The 20,046-nt window shown below is 70.3% G+C and carries 16 protein-coding genes and 4 tRNA genes; 9 read left to right on the top strand and 11 right to left on the bottom strand.

From position 1 onward, the window contains the following. From ACIQM3_RS26870 to ACIQM3_RS26850, 5 genes are all read right to left on the bottom strand, one after another. Nucleotides 1-2,214, bottom strand: coding sequence for a DEAD/DEAH box helicase (locus ACIQM3_RS26870; protein WP_401628278.1), 2,214 nt, complete (start codon nt 2,212-2,214; stop codon nt 1-3). 239 nt (nt 2,215-2,453) lie between these two features. Further along, a complete protein-coding gene (locus tag ACIQM3_RS26865; protein ID WP_401628276.1) occupies nt 2,454-3,011 on the bottom strand; it encodes a hypothetical protein in 558 nt (185 codons plus the stop codon). A 118-nt stretch (nt 3,012-3,129) separates the two neighbouring features. After that, nucleotides 3,130-3,513, bottom strand: a complete 384-nt coding sequence (locus tag ACIQM3_RS26860; RefSeq protein ID WP_401628273.1) for a fluoride efflux transporter FluC — start codon at nt 3,511-3,513, stop codon at nt 3,130-3,132. Next, nucleotides 3,510-3,911: a CrcB family protein gene (locus tag ACIQM3_RS26855; RefSeq protein WP_401628402.1), complete on the bottom strand. Its 402-nt coding sequence runs from the start codon at nt 3,909-3,911 to the stop codon at nt 3,510-3,512. The genes ACIQM3_RS26860 and ACIQM3_RS26855 overlap by 4 nt, the downstream gene beginning before the upstream one ends. Before the next feature lie 92 nt (nt 3,912-4,003). After that, the gene (locus ACIQM3_RS26850) at nt 4,004-4,357 is read right to left on the bottom strand and encodes a metallopeptidase family protein (RefSeq protein ID WP_104787640.1); all 354 of its coding nucleotides are present in this window, start codon (nt 4,355-4,357) and stop codon (nt 4,004-4,006) included. 124 nt (nt 4,358-4,481) lie between these two features. Between ACIQM3_RS26850 and ACIQM3_RS26845 the strand changes: the two genes are divergently transcribed. The 4 genes from ACIQM3_RS26845 to ACIQM3_RS26830 all read left to right on the top strand — a co-directional run bounded on the left by ACIQM3_RS26845 (nt 4,482) and on the right by ACIQM3_RS26830 (nt 6,544). Then, nucleotides 4,482-6,017, top strand: a complete 1,536-nt coding sequence (locus ACIQM3_RS26845; RefSeq protein ID WP_401628270.1) for a metallophosphoesterase — start codon at nt 4,482-4,484, stop codon at nt 6,015-6,017. Nucleotides 6,018-6,258: 241 nt separating this feature from the next. After that, nucleotides 6,259-6,331 (top strand) — tRNA-Glu (locus ACIQM3_RS26840). Between the two features lie 39 nt (nt 6,332-6,370). Beyond that, nucleotides 6,371-6,445: transfer RNA gene (locus ACIQM3_RS26835), tRNA-Asp, on the top strand. Nucleotides 6,446-6,467: 22 nt separating this feature from the next. Further along, nucleotides 6,468-6,544, top strand: a tRNA-Phe gene (locus ACIQM3_RS26830). Nucleotides 6,545-6,583: 39 nt separating this feature from the next. On the opposite strand, the gene ACIQM3_RS26825 is transcribed toward ACIQM3_RS26830, so the two are convergent. Continuing rightward, nucleotides 6,584-7,414, bottom strand: a complete 831-nt coding sequence (locus tag ACIQM3_RS26825) for a cytochrome c biogenesis CcdA family protein (RefSeq protein ID WP_401628267.1) — start codon at nt 7,412-7,414, stop codon at nt 6,584-6,586. Further along, nucleotides 7,411-8,190, bottom strand: a complete 780-nt coding sequence (locus ACIQM3_RS26820; RefSeq protein ID WP_401628265.1) for a DsbA family protein — start codon at nt 8,188-8,190, stop codon at nt 7,411-7,413. The genes ACIQM3_RS26825 and ACIQM3_RS26820 overlap by 4 nt, the downstream gene beginning before the upstream one ends. Before the next feature lie 257 nt (nt 8,191-8,447). Here ACIQM3_RS26820 and hrpA point away from each other — a divergent pair, with 257 nt between their 5' ends. From hrpA to ACIQM3_RS26805, 3 genes are all read left to right on the top strand, one after another. Further along, nucleotides 8,448-12,383, top strand: coding sequence for an ATP-dependent RNA helicase HrpA (gene hrpA / locus ACIQM3_RS26815; RefSeq protein WP_401628262.1), 3,936 nt, complete (start codon nt 8,448-8,450; stop codon nt 12,381-12,383). Between the two features lie 116 nt (nt 12,384-12,499). After that, a tRNA-Asp gene (locus ACIQM3_RS26810) sits at nt 12,500-12,574 on the top strand. A 143-nt stretch (nt 12,575-12,717) separates the two neighbouring features. Further along, complete coding sequence (locus ACIQM3_RS26805; RefSeq protein WP_401628259.1) at nt 12,718-13,041, top strand: DUF6274 family protein; 324 nt, start codon at nt 12,718-12,720, stop codon at nt 13,039-13,041. Nucleotides 13,042-13,588: 547 nt separating this feature from the next. Here ACIQM3_RS26805 and bldC read toward each other — a convergent pair. Continuing rightward, on the bottom strand, nt 13,589-13,795 hold the full coding sequence (gene bldC / locus ACIQM3_RS26800) for a developmental transcriptional regulator BldC (protein WP_003949541.1): 207 nt from the start codon (nt 13,793-13,795) through the stop codon (nt 13,589-13,591). A 660-nt stretch (nt 13,796-14,455) separates the two neighbouring features. Continuing rightward, nucleotides 14,456-15,298: a hypothetical protein gene (locus ACIQM3_RS26795; RefSeq protein ID WP_401628257.1), complete on the bottom strand. Its 843-nt coding sequence runs from the start codon at nt 15,296-15,298 to the stop codon at nt 14,456-14,458. 177 nt (nt 15,299-15,475) lie between these two features. Between ACIQM3_RS26795 and ACIQM3_RS26790 the strand changes: the two genes are divergently transcribed. Next, nucleotides 15,476-16,573: a Leu/Phe/Val dehydrogenase gene (locus ACIQM3_RS26790; protein WP_401628254.1), complete on the top strand. Its 1,098-nt coding sequence runs from the start codon at nt 15,476-15,478 to the stop codon at nt 16,571-16,573. Nucleotides 16,574-16,919: 346 nt separating this feature from the next. After that, nucleotides 16,920-17,177: a DUF3073 domain-containing protein gene (locus tag ACIQM3_RS26785; protein ID WP_073750911.1), complete on the top strand. Its 258-nt coding sequence runs from the start codon at nt 16,920-16,922 to the stop codon at nt 17,175-17,177. Nucleotides 17,178-17,331: 154 nt separating this feature from the next. Here the strand turns inward: ACIQM3_RS26785 and purM are convergent, their stop codons facing one another. Both purM and purF read right to left on the bottom strand, forming a co-directional pair. Further along, nucleotides 17,332-18,405 carry a phosphoribosylformylglycinamidine cyclo-ligase gene (gene purM / locus ACIQM3_RS26780; protein WP_401628251.1) on the bottom strand — a complete coding sequence of 358 codons (1,074 nt, stop codon included), beginning with the start codon at nt 18,403-18,405 and terminating at the stop codon, nt 17,332-17,334. 60 nt (nt 18,406-18,465) lie between these two features. Beyond that, the gene (gene purF / locus ACIQM3_RS26775) at nt 18,466-19,992 is read right to left on the bottom strand and encodes an amidophosphoribosyltransferase (RefSeq protein WP_401523687.1); all 1,527 of its coding nucleotides are present in this window, start codon (nt 19,990-19,992) and stop codon (nt 18,466-18,468) included. Between the last annotated feature and the right edge of the window lie 54 nt (nt 19,993-20,046).

Genomic DNA, 20,046 nt, shown 5'->3' with positions numbered 1-20,046 from the left:
TCAGCCGTTGCGCTTCCAGCGCGGCTTGTCGTCCCGGCGGCCGAAGGTGCCGGTGCCGGTCCCCGTGCCGGTGCCACCGCGGTGGTCGTCACGGCGGCCGGTCGGGCGGTCGCTGCCACCGGAGCGGAAGCCGCCCGAGGGACGGTCGTCACGACGGTCGCGGTTGAACGGACGGTCGCTGCCACCGGAGCGGAAGCCACCGGACGGGCGGTCGTCACGACGGTCGCGGTTGAACGCCGGACGGTCGTTGTCACGGCGCTCGAAGGAACGGCCACCACGGTCGTCACGACGGTCGCCGCCGCCGGAGCGGAAGCCGCCGGACGGGCGGTCGTCACGACGGTCGTTGCTGCGGAACGCCGGACGGTCGTTGTCACGACGCTCGAACGAACGGCCACCACGGTCGTCACGACGGTCGCCGCCGCCGGAGCGGAAGCCGCCCGAGGGACGGTCGTCACGACGGTCGTTGCTGCCGCGGAACGACGGACGGTCGTTGCTCCCGCGGTAGCCGGTCCCACCGGAGGGACGGCCACTGCGCTCGCCCGTACCCCGGTCGTTGCCACCGCGGTAACCTCCGCGGTCGCCGCCACGGTCGTCACGGCGGCTGAAGTTGCCCCGGTCGTCACGACGGTCGTCGCGCGCGGCCGGCTGCTCCGGGACGGACACCGCTGCGATGAGCGCCGCCTCGGCCTCGGCGGCCACCTCGGCCACCGCCGCCTCCGGGTCGTCGCCCCGCTCGCGGGCGGCACGGGCGACCAGACGGTCGGCCTCCTCGCGCAGCTCGACGGCACGGCGCTGGACGCGCTCCAGCTGCTTGGTGAGGTCGGCTGCCTCGCGCTCGGCCTGCTTGGCCGCGTTGTTCGCGGAGTCGGCCTGGACCTCGGTCAGCGAACGGGCACCCGTGATCTCGGCGACCTCGGGCTCGAAGACGCCCGCGCCCTGCACGATGTGGCGCGAGGCGTCGACGCCCGCGTCCTCCATCAGGCGGAAGATCTGACGGCGCTGGTGCGGAAGCGCCAGCGAGACGACGACACCGGACTTGCCGGCACGCGCGGTACGGCCCGAGCGGTGCAGGTAGTCCTTGTGGTCGCCGGCCGGGTCCACGTTGAGGACGAGGTCGATGCCGTCGACGTGGATGCCGCGCGCGGCGACGTCGGTGGCGACGAGGGCGTTGACGTAGCCCTTCTTGAAGTCCTCGAGGACGCGGGTACGAGCGCCCTGCGTCATGCCACCGTGCAGCGCGTCGGCCTTCACGCCGGACTCGATGAGCTGCTCGGCGATGCGGTCGGCGCCCAGCTGGGTGCGGACGAAGATGATCGTGCGGCCCTTGCGGGCGGCGATCGCGGCCGTGACGGGCGCCTTGTCCTTCGGCTTCACGACGAGGACGTGGTGCGACATGGTCGTGACGTTGCCCTGGGCGCTGTCGACCTCGTGCGTCACCGGGTTGGTCAGGTAGCGCTTGACCAGCGTGCCGATCTCGTTCTCCATGGTGGCGGAGAAGAGCATGCGCTGGCCGCCGCCCGGGATCTGGTCGAGCAGCTCGGTGACCTCGGGCAGGAAGCCCAGGTCGGACATCTGGTCGGCCTCGTCGAGGACGGCGACCTGGACGTTCGCGAGCGAGCACGCCCCGCGGTTGATGATGTCGCGCAGACGGCCGGGCGTGGCGACGAGGACGTCGACACCGCGCTCCAGCGCGTAGATCTGGTTACCCATCGACGTACCGCCGCAGACGACCTTCATCTTCAGGCCGAGCACGTCGCCGTAGGGCTGGAGGGCGTCCGCGACCTGCATCGCGAGCTCACGGGTCGGCGTGAGGATGATGCCGCGCGGCTTCTTCTTCTCGGTGGTGCCACCGGAGAGCGTTGCCAGCAGCGGCAGACCGAAGGAGAGGGTCTTGCCGGAGCCGGTACGGCCACGGCCGAGGATGTCCTTGCCGGCCAGGGCGTCCGGGATGGTCGCGGCCTGGATCGGGAAGGGGGCCGTCACGCCGTTCTGCGCGAGCTTGCGGACGATGCCCTCGGGCAGTCCGAGCGAGGCGAAGGTGATGCTCGGCTCGGCGTCCTCGTCGGACGCGGCCTCGTCGGAGGTCTCCGTGGCGGGGCTCTCCGCGGTCGGGGCCTCCGTCGCGGGGGTCTCGTCGGCTGCTTCGGGGGCCTGGGCCACTACGGCCTCGGCGGCCTCGACGACCTCGATGTTCTCGACGTCGTTCTCGGGCATGACGGTGTGGTCAGAACTGGAAATTGACATGCGAAATGCGAAACCTTCCGGAGTCTCGGCACGCGCCCGTAACTCCGTGTTTTCGCAATTTCGACCGCCTCAATGCGGTCCAGCCACGGCAAGGGAGAGTACGCGCCACACGGCGCTCTTCTGTGTCGGCGCCGGGCATAGGATCAAACGATCTACTACCATACGCACCCTCCCCCCATTCGTGCAAACCGGGTCCCTCCCGGCCCTGCTCACACCGGCGCGACCTGCGGTGATACCCGGGGTGTGGGCCACACCTCGATCCTCCCCGGCGCCCCCATCGCGTCCGTACGGGACTGCGCGGCCGGCGAGGCCGAAGGCTGCTCCGGCGGCGACGAGGGCTCCGGCTCCGGCGAGGGCGGAGGCTCCTCAGGAGTGACCGGCGGAGGAGGAGGGTCACCCGGACCGGGTTCGCTGGGCCCCGGGGTCGGCAGAGGGCCGCCCAGGGTCGGCTCCGGAGTGCCGGGGCCGCCGGGTCCCGGGCGGGTGCCCTTCGGCCCGGACGACGGGCCACGGCCCGACGCCTTGGCGTCCGGCTTGCGGGAGGCGCCCCGGTCGGACTGCGCCTCGGCGCGGCCGCCGCCCGGCCCGGACCGCCCGGTGCCGGACACGGTGCCGCCGTCCGGACGGTCCGGCGCACCCTTCTCCCCGGCCGTGAGCGAAGGTGCCGGCTTCCCGGCGTCGTCGCCGACGCTCACACAGCCTGTGGACGCGGCGATCGTCAGCACGGTGACGGCTGCCCAGCGGACGCGGGTGGACAACTGGCGCACGGGATGGCACCTCCGGGGAGGAGAGACGGCGGGAAGGGAGAGCGATGTGTCCAACTCCCCCGCCCCCGCCGGGGACACGCCCCGGCACAACACCCGCACACACGCCGGCCGGCACGGGTCACCCGCCGGGGCCCCCGAAGCCGCCCGCGAACTCCGCCCCCAGGAACACGGCTCCGAGCCCCACCAGCAGGGACGCCAGCAGATTGGCGCCGGCCAGGAAGCCGCGGCCCGTCTCGGCCAGCCGCAGCGTCTCGTACGAGAACGTCGAATACGTCGTCAGCGCCCCGCACAGCCCCGTACCCAGCAGCGCGTACACCGGTGTGGACACCGTGGCTCCCGTGAGTACGCCGAGCAGCAGGCTGCCCGCCGCGTTCACGGTGAAGGTCCCCCACGGGAAGACGTACGGCGTCCCCGCACCGTGCCTCGCCTGCACCGCACGGTCCGTCAGATAGCGCAGCGGTGCCCCGACCGCGCCCCCGAGGACGACCAGCAGCCAGTTCACGCCGCCCGCCACCGGCGGTCCGCCAGCGCCCGGGTGAGCGCGGCCGCCCCCCACACCGCGCCGAGCGCCGCCACGGCCGTCGCCGCCGCGTACGCCATCGCCGTGGCCACCTCCTGACGCGCCAGCAGCCGGGACACATCGGCGGCGTACGTCGAGAACGTGGTGAACCCGCCGAGCACCCCCACCCCCAGGAACGGCCGCACCAGCGGACGCGTGATCCTCCCCCGCTCGGCGGTCAGCACCATCAGCACGCCGATCAGGGCGCAGCCCGCCACATTGACCGCGAAGACCACCCAGGGGAAGCCGTCCCCGGCGGTGGGCCAGGCGAGGGACGCCGCGTACCGCGCGGTGGCCCCGGCCGCGCCGCCCGCCGCGATCACCGCCAGGACCCGCCACATCCCCGCGCCCTCCGTCTCGGCGCGCTGCGCGGGTACGGAGAGGTCGACGTCCGGGTCGACGACGGGCCGCTCCGGCGGTGGACCCTGGGCGCTCACCCGTACCCCAGCTCGTGCAGCCGCTCGTCGTCGATGCCGAAATGGTGGGCGATCTCGTGGACCACGGTGATCTCCGTCTCGGCGACCACGTCCTCGCGGGTCTCGCACATCCGCAGCGTCGGCCCCCGGTAGATGGTGATCCGGTCCGGCAGCACCCCCGCGTACCACTCGCCACGCTCGGTGAGCGGCGTGCCCTCGTAGAGTCCGAGCAGCTCCCGGTCCTCCGAGTCCTCCGGCTCCTCCTCCACGAACACCGCGACGTTGTCCATCAGCCGCATCAGCTCCGGCGGGACCCGGTCAAGAGCCAGGCTCACCAGCTCTTCGAACTCCTCGCGCGTCATCTCCAGCACCCCGCCATTGTCACGTACGCCGGGCGGGAACGGGCGGGCCGCACCCGCCCCGGCGGCCACCCGCCCGGCCCACACCGCCCCGCCCTCCCGCATGTCCGCCGTCCGATCGGGGCATACGCGCCCAATGGCACGCCCGTTCCACGCCGCAGCCGTCCGTGTCCGCCGCCTCCACCGCTCCCGCTCGCGCGCCACCGCCCCCGCCGGCGGACTCGTCCCCGCCGCGCACCCCTGGAAACGGGCCTTCGGCCTGCTGGCCGTGGTCGTGCTGGGCGCCTGGCTGGGGCTGCTGGTCGTCGGCAGCGTGCGTACGCCGGTGGGGCCCATGGACACCACCATGACGCTGCGGCCGTCGGCGGTCGGCGGCACCAAGATCAACGTGTCACCGCTCGGCGCCCTGGAGCTGGACTCCCACCACGCCCCGGTCCGCCTGGACGTGGACGTCGACCAGCTCGACCCGGAGCGCTCCCAGGCCCTGGTCAAGCACCCCGAGCGCCTCTCGGGTCTCCAGGACGAGGTCACCGACGACGTCGCCGCCGGCACCCGGGAGCTGGCCGTCCGCTCCTGTGTGGCCGTGGTCTCCGGCGCCACCGCGCTCGGCCTCCTCGTCTACCGGCGCCCGCGCCGCGCCCTGGCCGCCGGAGGCCTCGCCCTGGCGCTGCTGGCCGCCTCGGGCGTCAGCGCCTACGCCACCTGGAACCCGAAGTCCGTCCTGGAGCCCAAATTCTCGGGGCTGCTCTCCAGTGCCCCCTCGGTGGTCGGCGACGCCCGCTCGATCGTCACCGAATTCGACGTCTACCAGCAGGAGCTGGCCCGGCTCGTCACCAACGTCACCAAGCTGTACGACGCCACGTCCACGCTCCCCGTGTACCAGCCGGACCCGGCGACCATCCGGGTCCTGCACGTCTCCGACATCCACCTCAACCCCGCCGCCTGGCACATCATCGGATCGCTGGTCGAGCAGTACGAGATCGACGTGATCATCGACTCGGGCGACACGATGGACCACGGCACGGCCGCGGAGAACGGCTTCCTCGACCCCGTCCGCGACCTCGGCGCCCCCTATGTGTGGGTGAGGGGCAACCACGACTCCAAGCAGACCCAGGCCTATCTGAGGAAGACCAGGAACGCGTACGTACTGGACGAGGGCCGAGCCGTGAGCGTGGCCGGGGTGCGGATCGCCGGCACCGGCGACCCTCAGTTCACCCCCGACCGGTCACGCCCCACCGGCGGCAAGGCCTCCGAGCAGCTCGCGGGCATGCGCCTCGCCTCGGCGCTCCGCGACCAGAAGCGGGCGGGCACCCCGGTGGACATCGCGGTGGCGCACGACCCGAACGCGGCGCGGGAGACGGACGGCACGGTTCCGCTGGTCCTGGCCGGCCACGTGCACCACCGGGTCAACGAACTGCTGCCCCTGGGCACGCGGCTGAAGGTCGAGGGCTCCACGGGCGGCGGCGGACTGCGCGCCGTGCAGAACCAGAAGCCCGAGAAGGTGCGCGCCTCGGTGCTCTATCTGGACCGCCCCACCCGGCATCTGCAGGCCTGGGACGAGATCACCCTGGGCGGTCTGGGCCTGACGACGGCCGAGGTCAGCCGCCATCTCCCGGAGGAGAACCTGAAGAACCCGGCCCCCTCCCCGAGCGCCTCGACGACCTCGCCGTAGGGCCTCTCGTTTGGATCAGGTCGGATCAGGGAGCGGGGTCTGGTGCCGTGCGTCGCAAGGCGGAGGAGGGAGTCATGGCGGAGCCATGCCGACTGACGACAACGCCGCGAGGTGCGGTGCCAGGGCACGCGAGCCCGGCCTGATCCAGACGAGAGGCCCAAACCGTTTTGGCGATACCTCCTCGCATCCCATATGCTTCTCACGTCCCCGACGCGCTGGAAAGCGCGCAGGTGGGCCCTTAGCCCTCATCGTCTAGTGGCCCAGGACGCCGCCCTTTCAAGGCGGTAGCACGGGTTCGAATCCCGTTGGGGGCACGCTTTACAGTGTGCGAGACTTGTCTCGCACATTAGCTAGGTCCTGTGGAGCAGTTTGGAGTGCTCGCCACCCTGTCAAGGTGGAGGCCGCGGGTTCAAATCCCGTCAGGACCGCTGCAGCCCGTATGAGCTGCGTGGCTGGGTAGCTCAGTTGGTACGAGCGATCGCCTGAAAAGCGATAGGTCGCCGGTTCGATCCCGGCCCCAGCCACCACCCGAAAGCCCCGTCCCCCGGACGGGGCTTTCGTCGTACTCACTCGGCGTCCCGCCGCCGCCGCACGGCCTGCACGGTCAGCCCGAGCAGCACCACCGCCGCCACGGCCGTCAGCGCCGCCCCGTCCGGCACCCGCTCGCCGAGGCTCTGGGCCCACTGCTCGACGGCGAACGAGTCGTCCACGTCCAGGAGTCCGGGGAGCGCGGTCGTCCCGTCGTACACGAGGAAGAGCACTCCGAGCCCGATGAAGAAGAGGCCGGAGAGCAGCGTGGTGCTGTGCAGCTCGAAGCGGCCGGCCCGCAGCGGCCTGCCCCGCAGCCAGGCGCGGCGGCCGAGGTCGAAGCGTTCCCAGAGCAGGGCGAGCACGAACAGCGGCACGGCCATCCCCAGCGCGTACACGGCGAGCAGCAGTCCGCCGTAGACGGGGCTGCCGCTGACGGCGGCCACCGTGAGGACGCTGCCGAGGATGGGGCCCGCGCAGAACCCCGCCAGCCCGTAGACCGCGCCCAGGGCGTACACGGAGAGTGCGGTGGTGGGCCGGATCCGGCCGCCGATGGCGGCGATCCGCCGGGAGGCGAAGCCCAGCCCGACGATCTGGGCCAGGCCGAGCCCGATGATCAGCCAGCCCGCGCCGAGGACGAGCGCGTCACGGTGCCCGTAGAAGAGCCGCCCGGCGTACGAGCCGGCGGCGCCGAGCGGGACGAGCGTGGTGGCGAGACCGGCGTAGAAGATGCCGGTACGCGCCAGCAGCCGTGAGGCGGAGTCCACGGAGTACGCGAAGAAGGCCGGGAGCAGCAGGGCGCTGCACGGGCTGACGAGAGCCAGGAGACCTCCGAGGAGGGCGGCGAAGTATCCGATGTCCGGCGTCACTTCGCGGGGTCCCCGGCGCTGCCGACGTTGGCTTCCTCCGCCGCCGCGTCCTCGATGGCCTCGGTGAAGACGGCCATGGGCTGGGCGCCGGCCACGGGGCGCCCGTTGATGAGGAAGGACGGGGTGGACGTGGCGCCGATCCCGTAGGCCTGTTCCCGGTCCTCGCGGACCGCTTCGGTGGCGGCCGCGCTGTCGGTGTCGCGCGCGAAGCGGTCGAGGTCCTTCACCCCGGCCTGCCGGGCGAGGGCCCTGAGGCGGTCCTTGCCGAAGCCCTTCTCCTTGGCGCCCTCTGCGTAGGCGGCCCGGTGGAAGGCCCAGAAGCGGTCCTGGCGGCCGGCCGCCCAGGAGGCGCGGGCGGCCGCCTCGGAGGCCTCGCCGAAGATCGGGAAGTTGCGCCACTCGATGCGCAGGGTGCCGTCCTCGACGTACCTCTTGATCAGTTCGGGTTCGGTGTCCCGGGCGAACTTCCCGCAGTAGCCGCACTGGAAGTCGGCGTACTCGATGAGGACGACGGGGGCGTCGGTGCGGCCCTGGGCGAGCTTGTCGCCGGCGTCGCGCCGCGCCAGTCCCGCCAACTCCTCGTAGACGTCGGGGTCCGGTCCCGCGGTGGTGGCGGCGGCCGGGGTGTCGGAGGCGGGTGCGTCCGGGGCCGTCGCCCGGTAGGAGACGAATCCGAGCAGCCCGGCGGCGAGCACGACGACGAGGCCGAAAAGCATCGGCTTCCTCGCGGAGGACGGTTTCTTCGCGGAGGGCGAGGGGCGGGCGGGCATGGGCATACGGCGCTCCGTGCGGGTGCGGTGCGGGGAGGGCGAGCGGGGTCCGCCGGAGGAGCGCGGGTCGCCCTGCGACGGGGAACGGATGATCAGTTGCCCGAAATGGTACGTCCTGTGACGCCGTCGTCCCGCTCGGTCACCGGCGCCGTCACGGGACCCTTCCGGGAGAGGGCCGCGGGACCCTTCCGGGAGAGGTGTGACACGGCCCGGACGAAATAGGTTCGCCACTCCTCGCGCCCGGGTGAGATCCTGGGATCCGTATGTCTACTTCCTTCGCCGATCTCCAGTCCCAGCTCGGGCAGCTCTCGCTCCGCGACGCGCACCGGCTCGGCCGTCGTCTCGAGGGTGCCCGCCGCATCCGCAAGCCCGAGGCCCGCCAGTCCGTGGTGGACGAGATCTCGGCCGAAGCCGGGAAGGCAGCCGAACGGCTCGCGGGACGCGCCGCGCGGATGCCCGCCCTGTCGTACCCGCAACAGCTCCCGGTCAGCCAGAAGAAGGACGAGATCCTGGAGGCGATACGCGACCACCAGGTCGTGATCGTCGCGGGTGAGACCGGCTCGGGCAAGACCACACAGATCCCCAAGATCTGCATGGAGCTGGGGCGCGGCGTCCGGGGCATGATCGGGCACACCCAGCCCCGCAGGATCGCCGCCCGTACCGTCGCCGAGCGGATCGCCGACGAGCTGAAGACCCCGCTCGGTGAGGCCGTCGGCTGGAAGGTGCGCTTCACCGACCAGGTGAACCCGGACGCGACCTTCGTGAAGCTGATGACGGACGGCATCCTGCTGGCCGAGATCCAGACGGACCGCGAGCTCCTCGCCTACGACACGATCATCATCGACGAGGCCCACGAGCGGTCCCTGAACATCGACTTCCTGCTGGGCTATCTGGCCCGGCTGCTGCCCAAGCGTCCCGATCTGAAGGTCGTCATCACGTCGGCGACCATCGACCCGGAGCGCTTCGCGAAGCACTTCGGCGAGGCGCCGATCGTGGAGGTCAGCGGCCGGACGTACCCGGTGGAGGTGCGCTACCGACCTCTCCTGGAAGACGATTCGGACGACTCCGACCGCGACCAGATCACCGCGATCTGCGACGCCGTCGACGAGCTGGACCACGAGGCCCCCGGCGACGTCCTGGTCTTCCTCTCCGGGGAGCGGGAGATCCGCGACACCGCGGACGCGCTGAACAAACGCAACCTCAGACACACCGAGGTGCTCCCCCTCTACGCCCGCCTCTCGCACGCCGAGCAGCACCGGGTGTTCCAGCGCCACACGGGGCGCAGGATCGTTCTGGCGACGAACGTCGCCGAGACGTCGCTGACCGTCCCCGGCATCAAGTACGTGATCGACCCGGGCAACGCCCGCATCTCCCGCTACAGCCACCGCACCAAGGTCCAGCGGCTGCCGATCGAGCGGATCTCCCAGGCCAGCGCCAACCAGCGCAAGGGCCGCTGCGGCCGTACGTCGGACGGCATCTGCATCCGGCTGTACTCCGAGGACGACTTCGTCACGCGCCCGGAGTTCACCGACCCCGAGATCCTGCGGACCAACCTCGCCTCCGTCATCCTCCAGATGACCGCGGCCGGCCTGGGCGACATCGAGAAGTTCCCCTTCATCGACCCGCCGGACCACCGCAACATCCGCGACGGCGTCCAGCTGCTCCAGGAGCTGGGTGCGCTGGAGCAGGCCGAGAAGTCCCCCCAGGAGGGAAAGCGGGGGCAGAGGCTCACGCCGCTGGGCCGCAAGCTCTCCCAGCTGCCCGTCGACCCGCGTCTGGCCCGCATGGTCATCGAGGCCGAGAAGAACGGCTGCGCCCGCGAGGTCATGGTCATCGCCGCGGCGCTCTCCATCCAGGACCCGCGCGAGCGGCCCTCGGAGAAGCAGACCCAGGCCGATCAGAACCACGCCCGCTTCAAGGACGAGACGTCCGACTTCCTGGCGTTCCTCAACCTGTGGCGCTACATCCGGGAGCAGCAGAAGGAGCGGGGCTCCTCCAGCTTCCGCCGGATGTGCAAGCAGGAGTACCTGAACTTCCTGCGGATCCGTGAGTGGCAGGACATCTACGCGCAGCTGCGCACGGTGGCCAAGCAGATGGGCATCGAACTCAATGAGCAGGATGCGCCGGAGCAGTCGGTGCACACCTCGCTGCTGGCGGGGCTTCTGTCGCACATCGGGCTGAAGGACACGGAGAAGAACGAGTACATGGGCGCCCGCAGCGCCAAGTTCGCGATCTTCCCGGGTTCCGCGCTGTTCAAGAAGCAGCCGCGGTTCGTGATGTCGGCGGAGCTCGTCGAGACGTCCCGGCTGTGGGCGCGGGTCAACGCCAAGGTCGAGCCGGAGTGGATCGAGCCGCTCGCCCAGCACCTGCTGAAGCGCACCTACAGCGAACCGCACTGGGAGAAGGACCAGGCGGCGGTGATGGCGTACGAGCGGGTCACGCTCTACGGGGTACCGATCGTCGCCCAGCGCAAGATCAATTTCGGCCGTATCGACCAGGAGGCGTCGCGGGATCTGTTCATCCGCAACGCACTGGTCGAGGGCGACTGGCGGACCCACCACCAGTTCTTCCATGACAATCGCAAACTCCTCGGCGAGGTCGAGGAGTTGGAGCACCGTGCGCGGCGCCGCGACATCCTCGTGGACGACGAGACGCTCTTCGACTTCTACGACCGGCGGATTCCGGAGCACGTCGTCTCCGGGGCGCACTTCGACTCCTGGTGGAAGCACAAGCGCCGTGACGAGCCGGACGCGCTCGACTTCGAGCGCTCGATGCTCATCAACGAGAAGGCCGGGGCCGTCACCAAGGACGACTACCCGGACTCCTGGCGGCAGGGGAAGCTCAAGTTCCGGGTGACCTACCAGTTCGAGCCCGGCGCGGACGCCGACGGTGTGACCGTCCACATCCCGCTCCAGGTGCTCAACCAGGTCACCTCCGAGGGCTTCGACTGGCAGATCCCCGGCCTGCGCGAAGAGGTGGTCACCGAGCTGATCCGCTCGCTGCCCAAGCCGATCCGCCGGCACTACGTCCCCGCCCCGAACTACGCGACGAAGTTCCTGGAGCGCGCGGTGCCGCTCCAGGAGCCGCTGCCGCTGACGCTCGCCCGTGAGCTCCAGCGGATGGTGGGCGTCCCGGTCACGGCCGACGACTTCGACCTGTCCCGGATCCCGGATCACTTGAAGATCACCTTCCGGATCACCGACGAACGGCGGCGCAAGGTCGCCGAGGACAAGGACCTGGAGGCGCTGAAGATCCAGCTGCGCCCCAAGGCCCGCCAGGCGCTCTCCAAGGCCGCCGCGGCCACCGCGGGGCCCTCGGGGGAGTCCATCGAGCGTTCGGGCCTCACCGACTGGACGATCGGCGCCCTGGACAAGGTCTTCGAGACCCGTCGGGCGGGCCAGCCGGTCAAGGCGTATCCGGCCCTCGTCGACCAGGGCGAGACCGTGGCCGTACGGCTCTTCGACACGGAGGCCGAGCAGCAGCAGGCGATGTGGCGTGGCACCCGGAAGCTGATCCTGCTGAACATCCCGGTGAACCCCGCGAAGTTCGCCTCGGACAAGCTCACCAACCAGCAGAAGCTGGCGCTGTCGCGTAATCCGCACGGCTCCATCCAGGCGCTCTTCGACGACTGCGCGACGGCTGCGGCCGACCGCCTGATCGCCGCGCACGGCGGCCCGGCCTGGGACGAGGCGTCGTTCCGGAAGCTGTACGACAAGGTGCGCGCCGACCTCGTGGACCTCACCGTCCGCACGATCGGGCAGGTGCAGCAGATCCTGGCCGCCTGGCAGGCCTGCGAGCGCCGGCTGAAGTCCACGAACAGCCTGGTCCTGATCAACAACGTCACGGACGTACGGGACCACCTCGCCCGCCTCGTGCCGTCGGGGTTCGTCACCATGACCGGGCTGCGCAGGCTGCCCGACCTGATGCGCTACCTGGTGGCCGAGGACCGCCGGCTGCAGCAGATGCCGACGAACGTCCAGCGCGACACCACGCGCATGGAGAAGGTCCACGAGATGCAGGACGAGTACGCCTGGCTGCTCGAACAGTTGCCGCAGGGGCGGCCCGTGCCGCAGGAGGTCCTGGACATCCGCTGGATGATCGAGGAGCTGCGGGTGAGCTACTTCGCGCACGCCCTGGGCACCGCACAGCCGGTCTCCGACAAGCGGATCGTGAAGGCGATCGACGCGGCCGCACCGTGAACCGGCCCTCCACGGAGCCGTAGCGGCGCCCCCACGGTGAGTGAGTTCGACCTGGCCCTCGGACCTCCTGTACAGTCTGTCTTCGCAGCAGGCCGCAAGGCAGGCAGCGAAAACCTGGTCCTGTGGAGCAGTTTGGAGTGCTCGCCACCCTGTCAAGGTGGAGGCCGCGGGTTCAAATCCCGTCAGGACCGCAGTAGACGGAAGCCCGGATCCTCTGGATCCGGGCTTCCGTGCGTCTTGACGCCGACTCCCGCCGCGGGTAACTCCGTAGGACGGAGTCCGCCCCTCTTTCCCTCGCCGCGGGGGTGGGCGGGTCCACCGGGAGGTCGCACGCATGTCTGCGCCCACGGAAAGGCACGAGACCCGCGCACTGCTGCGCGCCCATCTGGCGGCCGCATCCGGCTACCGCCACCTCACCCGGCACTGCCCGATCTGCCACCGCCTGCTGCGGCTCGCCATGGAGCCGCTGACGGCCCCACAGGAGCCGCGTACGGCACGGCAGACCGACAACGCGACCGAGCCGCCACACGCCCCGGAGGCCCCCGTCGGCGCCCTCGCACGGGGCAACCCCGCCGGGGCGTCGACGGCGGAGGACGACACGGCCGGCGCGGACCCCCTCACACGTCATCCTGTGGACGAAAGTCCTCCCACGACATGACCATCTGCCGCAGCCGGACGCCCCTCCACAGTGGCAGGCTCGTAGTTGGCAAGACCGCGTAGGTGTGACGGGAGTCACCGAATCAGTTTTGCGCGGGGGGTACTTTACGCACTTCCTACAACTGGCGAATTTAATATGTGCAATTGCACTCCCCTGGAAGTACATCCCGGACCGTTCCACCCGAGCTGCCCCACGACGCCCGGGACCCGGGCGAACAGTCCCGAACAGCCCCGACCGGAGTCGCACACGGACGCCCCGCAAACCGACCCGTCGGCAGGTTCGGGCGCCCCGCCGGCCCGTTCGGACACCCTTGGAGCACTCTCCGCACACCGTCGGGAGCCCTCCCGGGCAGCCCTCCCGCACCGCTCCGGGCACAAAAAAGATCGCGCTGGACCCGGCGGAGTCCAGCGCGATCGAACGACGTACCCGCATCTCGCCGGGATGGCACCCGTTGGGGCAGGCGCCCGTCGTGTGGAGCTATGAGTGGGGACACCGAGGGTTGGGGGACCCTTCAGCGCCCTGTTGTGGCTGCGGCGACAGGGGTGTGTCAGGCCTCGCTGCGCTGCTGCGGAATACCCGCAAGCAGTGCGCGGACCTCTGCCTCGCGGTACCGGCGATGCCCACCGAGCGTGCGGATGGACGTGAGCTTGCCAGCCTTTGCCCAACGGGTGACCGTCTTCGGGTCCACGCGGAACATCGTGGCAACCTCAGCCGGGGTCAGCAGCGGCTCGGCATCAGGGGTGCGAGCGGTCATGAGCGGCCTCCTCGGGAGAACCGAACCATCTCGGTTCTTTCCTCTAAATTCTGCACCTTGACCCGCGTTGCCCGAAATGGCGGACGCGGGCCGAGTCGGTTATAGGACGAACGGCTTGTCTTCGGCACTACAACTACACCATCCGTCCAGCCACGTCGGCCAAACCGATGGAATTGCCCTCCCAGGTGTTCATCAGCGACGGAAGCCGATGGACCATGCCATAGCGGACAGTCACGCCCCAGTAACGATCAGTCACAGGACAACCAGGAGTCGTCAGAAGTCGTCAGACCCCCCATAGCGTGCAATGCTGAGCACTCCGCCCATAGTTGGGCGAACAGAGTCCTCCCCGGACTCCTTGTCCTATTTTGGCATGAGGAGTAGGGAAGGGCGCAAGGGCCCCGTTAGTGCTATCCATCACGCTTGAGGCAAAGGCCCGGTTCGGGACGTAGGTCCCGGACCCGGCGGGCGGTTTCCCGCCCCACCTGTCGCACGCGTCACACCGGGCGCCGGTTCACGGCCCGTCAGTTCCCCTCAGGACATCTCCGTTCACCTCCGCCGGGCTCCCTCGGTGCCGACGGATGTCGGACACCTCACAGGATGTCTCTTCCCTGCGGATAGCCCCTCTATGCGACGGTGCGATCCCATTCACACCGCTTCGGGCTAGTTGGAGGATTGTAGGTCACGCACCGCTCGCCAGCGGTCGGCGAGACGTCCGTACGCGACACCCGCCGCGTCGCTGTCCCCGGAGCGCAGCGCCGCGATGCCTTCGGCCACGTCCGCGGCCGACCGGTCCGCGGCGAGCTGCTCGCCGCTCAGCGCGTGGACCAGGCCGCCGTAGTCCAGCTCGACCATCGCGCGCGGATGGAACTCCTCCAGCCACCGCCCGACCTCCACGAGCCCCTCGGTCAGCGGCCCCTCGTCCACGGTCTCCCGCAGCGTCCGCAACGCCCTCGCCAGCCGGCGGCGCGCCTGCACCATCGGGGTCCGGTACCGCAGCAGCCGGTCCCCGGCCCCGCCCGCCGTCAGGTACTCCCGCTCCTCGTCGTCGAACAGCACGAACCAGCGCACCGGGACGTGCCACACCGTGGTCCGGATCCAGGGGCGTGCGTCGGGATTCCGTTCGGCCCACCGCTCGTAGTCCGCCGCCGCCTGCCCCCGCACCACCGGGGGCAGCACCGCGTCCAGCACTGTGGCCGGAAACAGACCCCCCAGTTCGCTCATTGCCATCCAGCCGCGCATCCGGGTCCGCCACGGACAGACGCAGACCACGCCGTCGACCAACGCGACGAAGGCGTCCCCGCTCTCGTGCACCGGAACGGCCACCGGAGGGGTGGGAACCAAGTCGGCGAGCGAGCGGCGCAGTTCGTCCTGGGCCGTCGGGAGCTCGGAGCGCTGCGCGTAACGCGTCCAGTGGCCCCGTTCGGGTTCGCGGAAGGCGGCGAGCGGTTCGTACACCCGCAGGTAGGACGCGTAAGGGATGAGCACCGAAGACACCACCGACATGCGGTAAATCGTGTCACGCCGGTACTCCACAGGGGGGTGATCCCGGGCACGGGAACAGATCTACGCGTCACGAGGACTTACGCTCTTGCCCAGTCGGACCGTCCCGTCGCGGTCGGTCCGGGGCCCTCCCCACCTTCAGGAGGGTCTTCCGCCGCTTCGTACTTGGGAGTCACCACAGTGACCGATGTGACCGGCGTGCCAGACCCGTCAGATGTCCTGCACACCCTGTTCCACTCGGACCAGGGGGGCCATGAACAGGTCGTCATCTGCCAGGACCGTGCCAGCGGCCTCAAGGCCGTCATCGCCCTCCACTCCACCGCCCTGGGCCCGGCCCTCGGCGGGACCCGCTTCTACCCGTACGCCTCCGAGGCCGAGGCCGTCGCCGACGCGCTGAACCTGTCGCGCGGCATGTCGTACAAGAACGCGATGGCCGGTCTCGATCACGGCGGCGGCAAGGCCGTCATCATCGGTGACCCCGACCGGGTCAAGTCCGAGGAACTGCTCCTGGCCTACGGACGGTTCGTGGCCTCGCTCGGCGGGCGCTACGTGACCGCCTGTGATGTGGGCACGTACGTCGCCGACATGGACGTCGTCGCCCGGGAGTGCCGCTGGACCACCGGCCGCTCCCCCGAGAACGGTGGCGCGGGCGACTCCTCCGTCCTCACCGCGTTCGGCGTCTTCCAGGGCATGCGGGCCTCCGCGCAGCATCTGTGGGGCGACCCCACGCTGCGCGGCCGCAAGGTCGGTGTCGCGGGCGTCGGCAAGGTCGGCCGCCACCTGGTCGAGCACCTGCTGAGCGACGGCGCCGAGGTCGTCGTGACCGATGTGCGCGAGGAGTCCGTACGCCGGATCACCGACCTGCACCCCGAGGTCGCCGTGGCCGCGGACACGGCCGCGCTGATCCGCACGGAGGGGCTCGACATCTACGCCCCGTGCGCGCTCGGCGGCGCACTCGACGACGACAGCGTTCCCGTGCTCACCGCCAAGGTGGTGTGCGGCGCGGCCAACAACCAGCTCGCACACCCGGGCGTCGAGAAGGACCTTGCCGACCGATCGGTTCTGTACGCACCGGACTACGTGGTGAACGCCGGCGGCGTGATCCAGGTCGCCGACGAGCTCCACGGTTTCGACTTCGACCGGTGCAAGGCGAAAGCCACGAAGATCTTCGACACCACGCTGGCCATATTCGCGCGTGCGAAGGCGGACGGGATCCCGCCGGCCGCGGCGGCCGACCGGATCGCCGAGCAGCGGATGGCGGACGCCCGGCGTCGCTGACCCGTCATCCCGGAGTCGTCCACCCGTCACCGGACAGTGAGCAAGGTCCGGTGGCGGGAGCCCCGAACGGACGGGGGATCAGTTGGCCGGGCCCCGGGGAGACAAGACTCACTCCGGTCGGCGGGTCGGCCGTCCACAAGAGGTTAAAATCGGGGTTGACCAGCGAGGACGGGCTCCTCTGCGGTCCTGTACCGAGGTGCGTGATGCGGGCGGCGTACCGTATGGCCGAGGAAGCAGGTACCGTTAAAGCCACGGGCGCGGTCTCTCTGCTGAGAGTCCGTCCTGAAACATGAACGCGTGTCAAGACTCTGGGGCCGTCGAGCCCCGTCACCGAGGGGGTCGAGCCATGGGGCGCGGCCGGGCAAAGGCCAAGCAGACCAAGGTCGCCCGCCAGCTGAAGTACAGCAGCGGCGGGACAGACCTGTCGCGTCTGGCCAATGAGCTGGGCGCATCGCCTTCGAGTCAGCCACCGAACGCCGAGCCGTTCGAGGACGACGACGAGGAAGATGACCCGTACGCACAGTACGCGGATCTGTACAACGACGACGAGGACGCGGACGAGGACGAGCAGTCCGGTCCGTCGTCACAGCGCCGCGGCGCTTGACCTCGCGCTGACACATCAACCCGGTCCGGGCCTGCCCGGACCGGGTTCTGTGCTGTCCCGGTACGCATCGCTACGGAGGCGCGGAGTTCCTCGTGACAGGCCCGCCGGGCCCCGCCGGTCCGTCGATGTGCCGGACCGGCGGTGACGGCGCGTTCTACCGTGCGTAGCTGCCAGTCAGCTCGGCGCCCGTGGCGTGGTCGCCGCGCTCGGTGATCTCGCCGGCGACCCAGGAGTCGACGCCCCGGTCGGCCAGCGTCGTCAGCGCCGCGTCCACCGAGTCGGCGGGGACGACCGCGATCATGCCGACGCCCATGTTGAGCGTCTTCTCCAGCTCCAGCTGCTCGACCTGCCCGGCCTTGCCGACCAGGTCGAAGACGGCACCCGGCGCCCAGGTGGACCGGTCGACCGTGGCGTGCAGCCCGTCCGGGATCACCCGGGCCAGGTTGTTGGCCAGGCCGCCCCCGGTGACGTGGCTGAAGCCGTGCACCTCGGTCGTGCGGGTCAGCGCCAGGCAGTCCAGGGAGTAGATCCTGGTGGGCTCCAGGAGCTCCTCACCGAGCGTCCTGCCGAACTCCTCGACCTCGCGGTCCAGGGCCCAGCCGGCGCGGTCGAAGACCACGTGGCGCACGAGCGAGTACCCGTTCGAGTGAAGACCGGACGACGCCATCGCGATCACGGCGTCACCCTTACGGATACGGTCAGGACCCAGCAGCCTGTCGGCCTCGACCACGCCCGTCCCGGCGCCGGCGACGTCGAAGTCGTCGGGGCCCAGCAGGCCCGGGTGCTCGGCCGTCTCGCCGCCGACCAGTGCGCAGCCCGCCAGGACACAGCCTTCGGCGATGCCCTTCACGATGGCCGCGACACGCTCGGGATGCACCTTGCCGACACAGATGTAGTCGGTCATGAAGAGCGGCTCGGCGCCGCAGACCACCAGGTCGTCGACGACCATGCCGACGAGGTCGTGGCCGATGGTGTCGTACACGCCCATCTGCCGGGCCAGGTCGACCTTCGTGCCGACGCCGTCGGTGGCGGAGGCGAGCAGCGGGCGCTCGTAACGCTTGAGCGCCGAGGCGTCGAAGAGGCCGGCGAATCCGCCGAGGCCGCCGAGGCCCGCGACCTCGGGGCGCTGCGTCTTCTTCACCCACTCCTTCATCAGCTCGACGGCGCGGTCACCGGCTTCGATGTCGACGCCCGCCGCAGCGTAGGAAGCACCTGTTGTCTCAGACATTGCCCGGGATCTTTCGTGTGGGAATACGGGGCTGGTGGGGAGGCAGCCGGTCGGTCCGGGTCACGGACGACGCAGCGCGTCGGACGCAGCGGTCGCGGCGGGACCGGCCGCCAGCTCGGTCTCCAGCAGCTGCTTGCCGAGCAGCTCCGGGTCCGGAAGCTCCATCGGGTATTCGCCGTCGAAGCAGGCGCGGCAGAGATTCGGCTTGGCGATCGTCGTGGCCTCGACCATCGCGTCGAGCGAGATGTACGAGAGGGAGTCGGCACCCATGGAGGTGGCGATCTCGTCCACGGACATGCCGTTGGCGATGAGCTCGGCGCGCGTCGCGAAGTCGATGCCGAAGAAGCACGGCCACTTCACGGGCGGGGAGGAGATCCGGATGTGGATCTCGGCGGCGCCCGCCTCGCGGAGCATCCTCACCAGGGCGCGCTGGGTGTTGCCGCGGACGATCGAGTCGTCGACGACCACCAGACGCTTTCCCTTGATGACTTCCTTGAGGGGATTGAGCTTGAGCCTGATACCCAACTGGCGGATGGTCTGTGAAGGCTGGATGAAGGTCCGGCCGACGTAGGCGTTCTTGACCAGACCGGACCCGAACGGAATTCCGCTCGCCTCGGCGTAGCCGATGGCCGCGGGGGTTCCCGATTCCGGCGTCGCTATGACCAGATCGGCCTCGACGGGTGCCTCGGCCGCCAGCTTCCGGCCCATCTCCACCCGGGAGAGGTAGACGTTCCGCCCGGCGATGTCGGTGTCGGGACGGGCCAGGTAGACGTACTCGAAGACGCAGCCCTTGGGCTTCGCTTCTGCGAAGCGGGTGCTGCGGAGGCCGTTCTCGTCGATGGCGACGAGCTCGCCCGGCTCGATCTCGCGCACATAGCTGGCACCGCAGATGTCGAGTGCGGCGGACTCGGAGGCCACCACCCAGCCACGCTCGAGCCGGCCGAGGACCAGAGGGCGGATGCCCTGCGGGTCGCGGGCCGCGTAGAGCGTGTGCTCGTCCATGTAGACGAGCGAGAAGGCGCCCTTGACCTCGGGGAGCACCTTTGCGGCGGCCTCCTCGATGGTGAGCGGCTTGTCGTCGTCATCTCTCTGGCCGGCGAGCAGCGCCGTCACCAGATCGGTGTCGTTCGTCGCGGCGACCTGGGTGGCGCGGCCGTCCTTGCGGGGAAGGTCGGCGACCATCTCCGCGAGCTGGGCCGTATTGACCAGGTTGCCGTTGTGACCCAGGGCGATCGAGCCGTGCGCGGTGGCACGGAACGTCGGCTGCGCGTTCTCCCACACCGAGGCACCGGTGGTGGAGTAGCGGGCATGACCGACCGCGATATGGCCCTGGAGCGATCCCAGAGACGTTTCGTCGAAGACCTGCGAGACCAGTCCCATGTCCTTGAAGACCAGGATCTGGGACCCGTTGCTCACTGCGATGCCCGCGGACTCCTGTCCACGGTGCTGCAGGGCATACAGTCCGAAATAGGTGAGCTTGGCGACCTCTTCGCCCGGAGCCCAGACACCGAAGACGCCGCAAGCGTCCTGGGGGCCTTTCTCTCCGGGGAGCAGGTCGTGGTTGAGTCGTCCATCACCACGAGGCACGCCACCGAGTGTAGGCGAGATCGACCACCGGTCCGAATTGGGTGGCCGTCCGGC

It is taken from the genome of Streptomyces sp. NPDC091271, from assembly GCF_044757505.1.
GTDB lineage: Bacteria > Actinomycetota > Actinomycetes > Streptomycetales > Streptomycetaceae > Streptomyces.
Note: the sequence above shows the minus strand (reverse complement) of the source record. Positions and strands in the feature narration are given on the sequence as shown.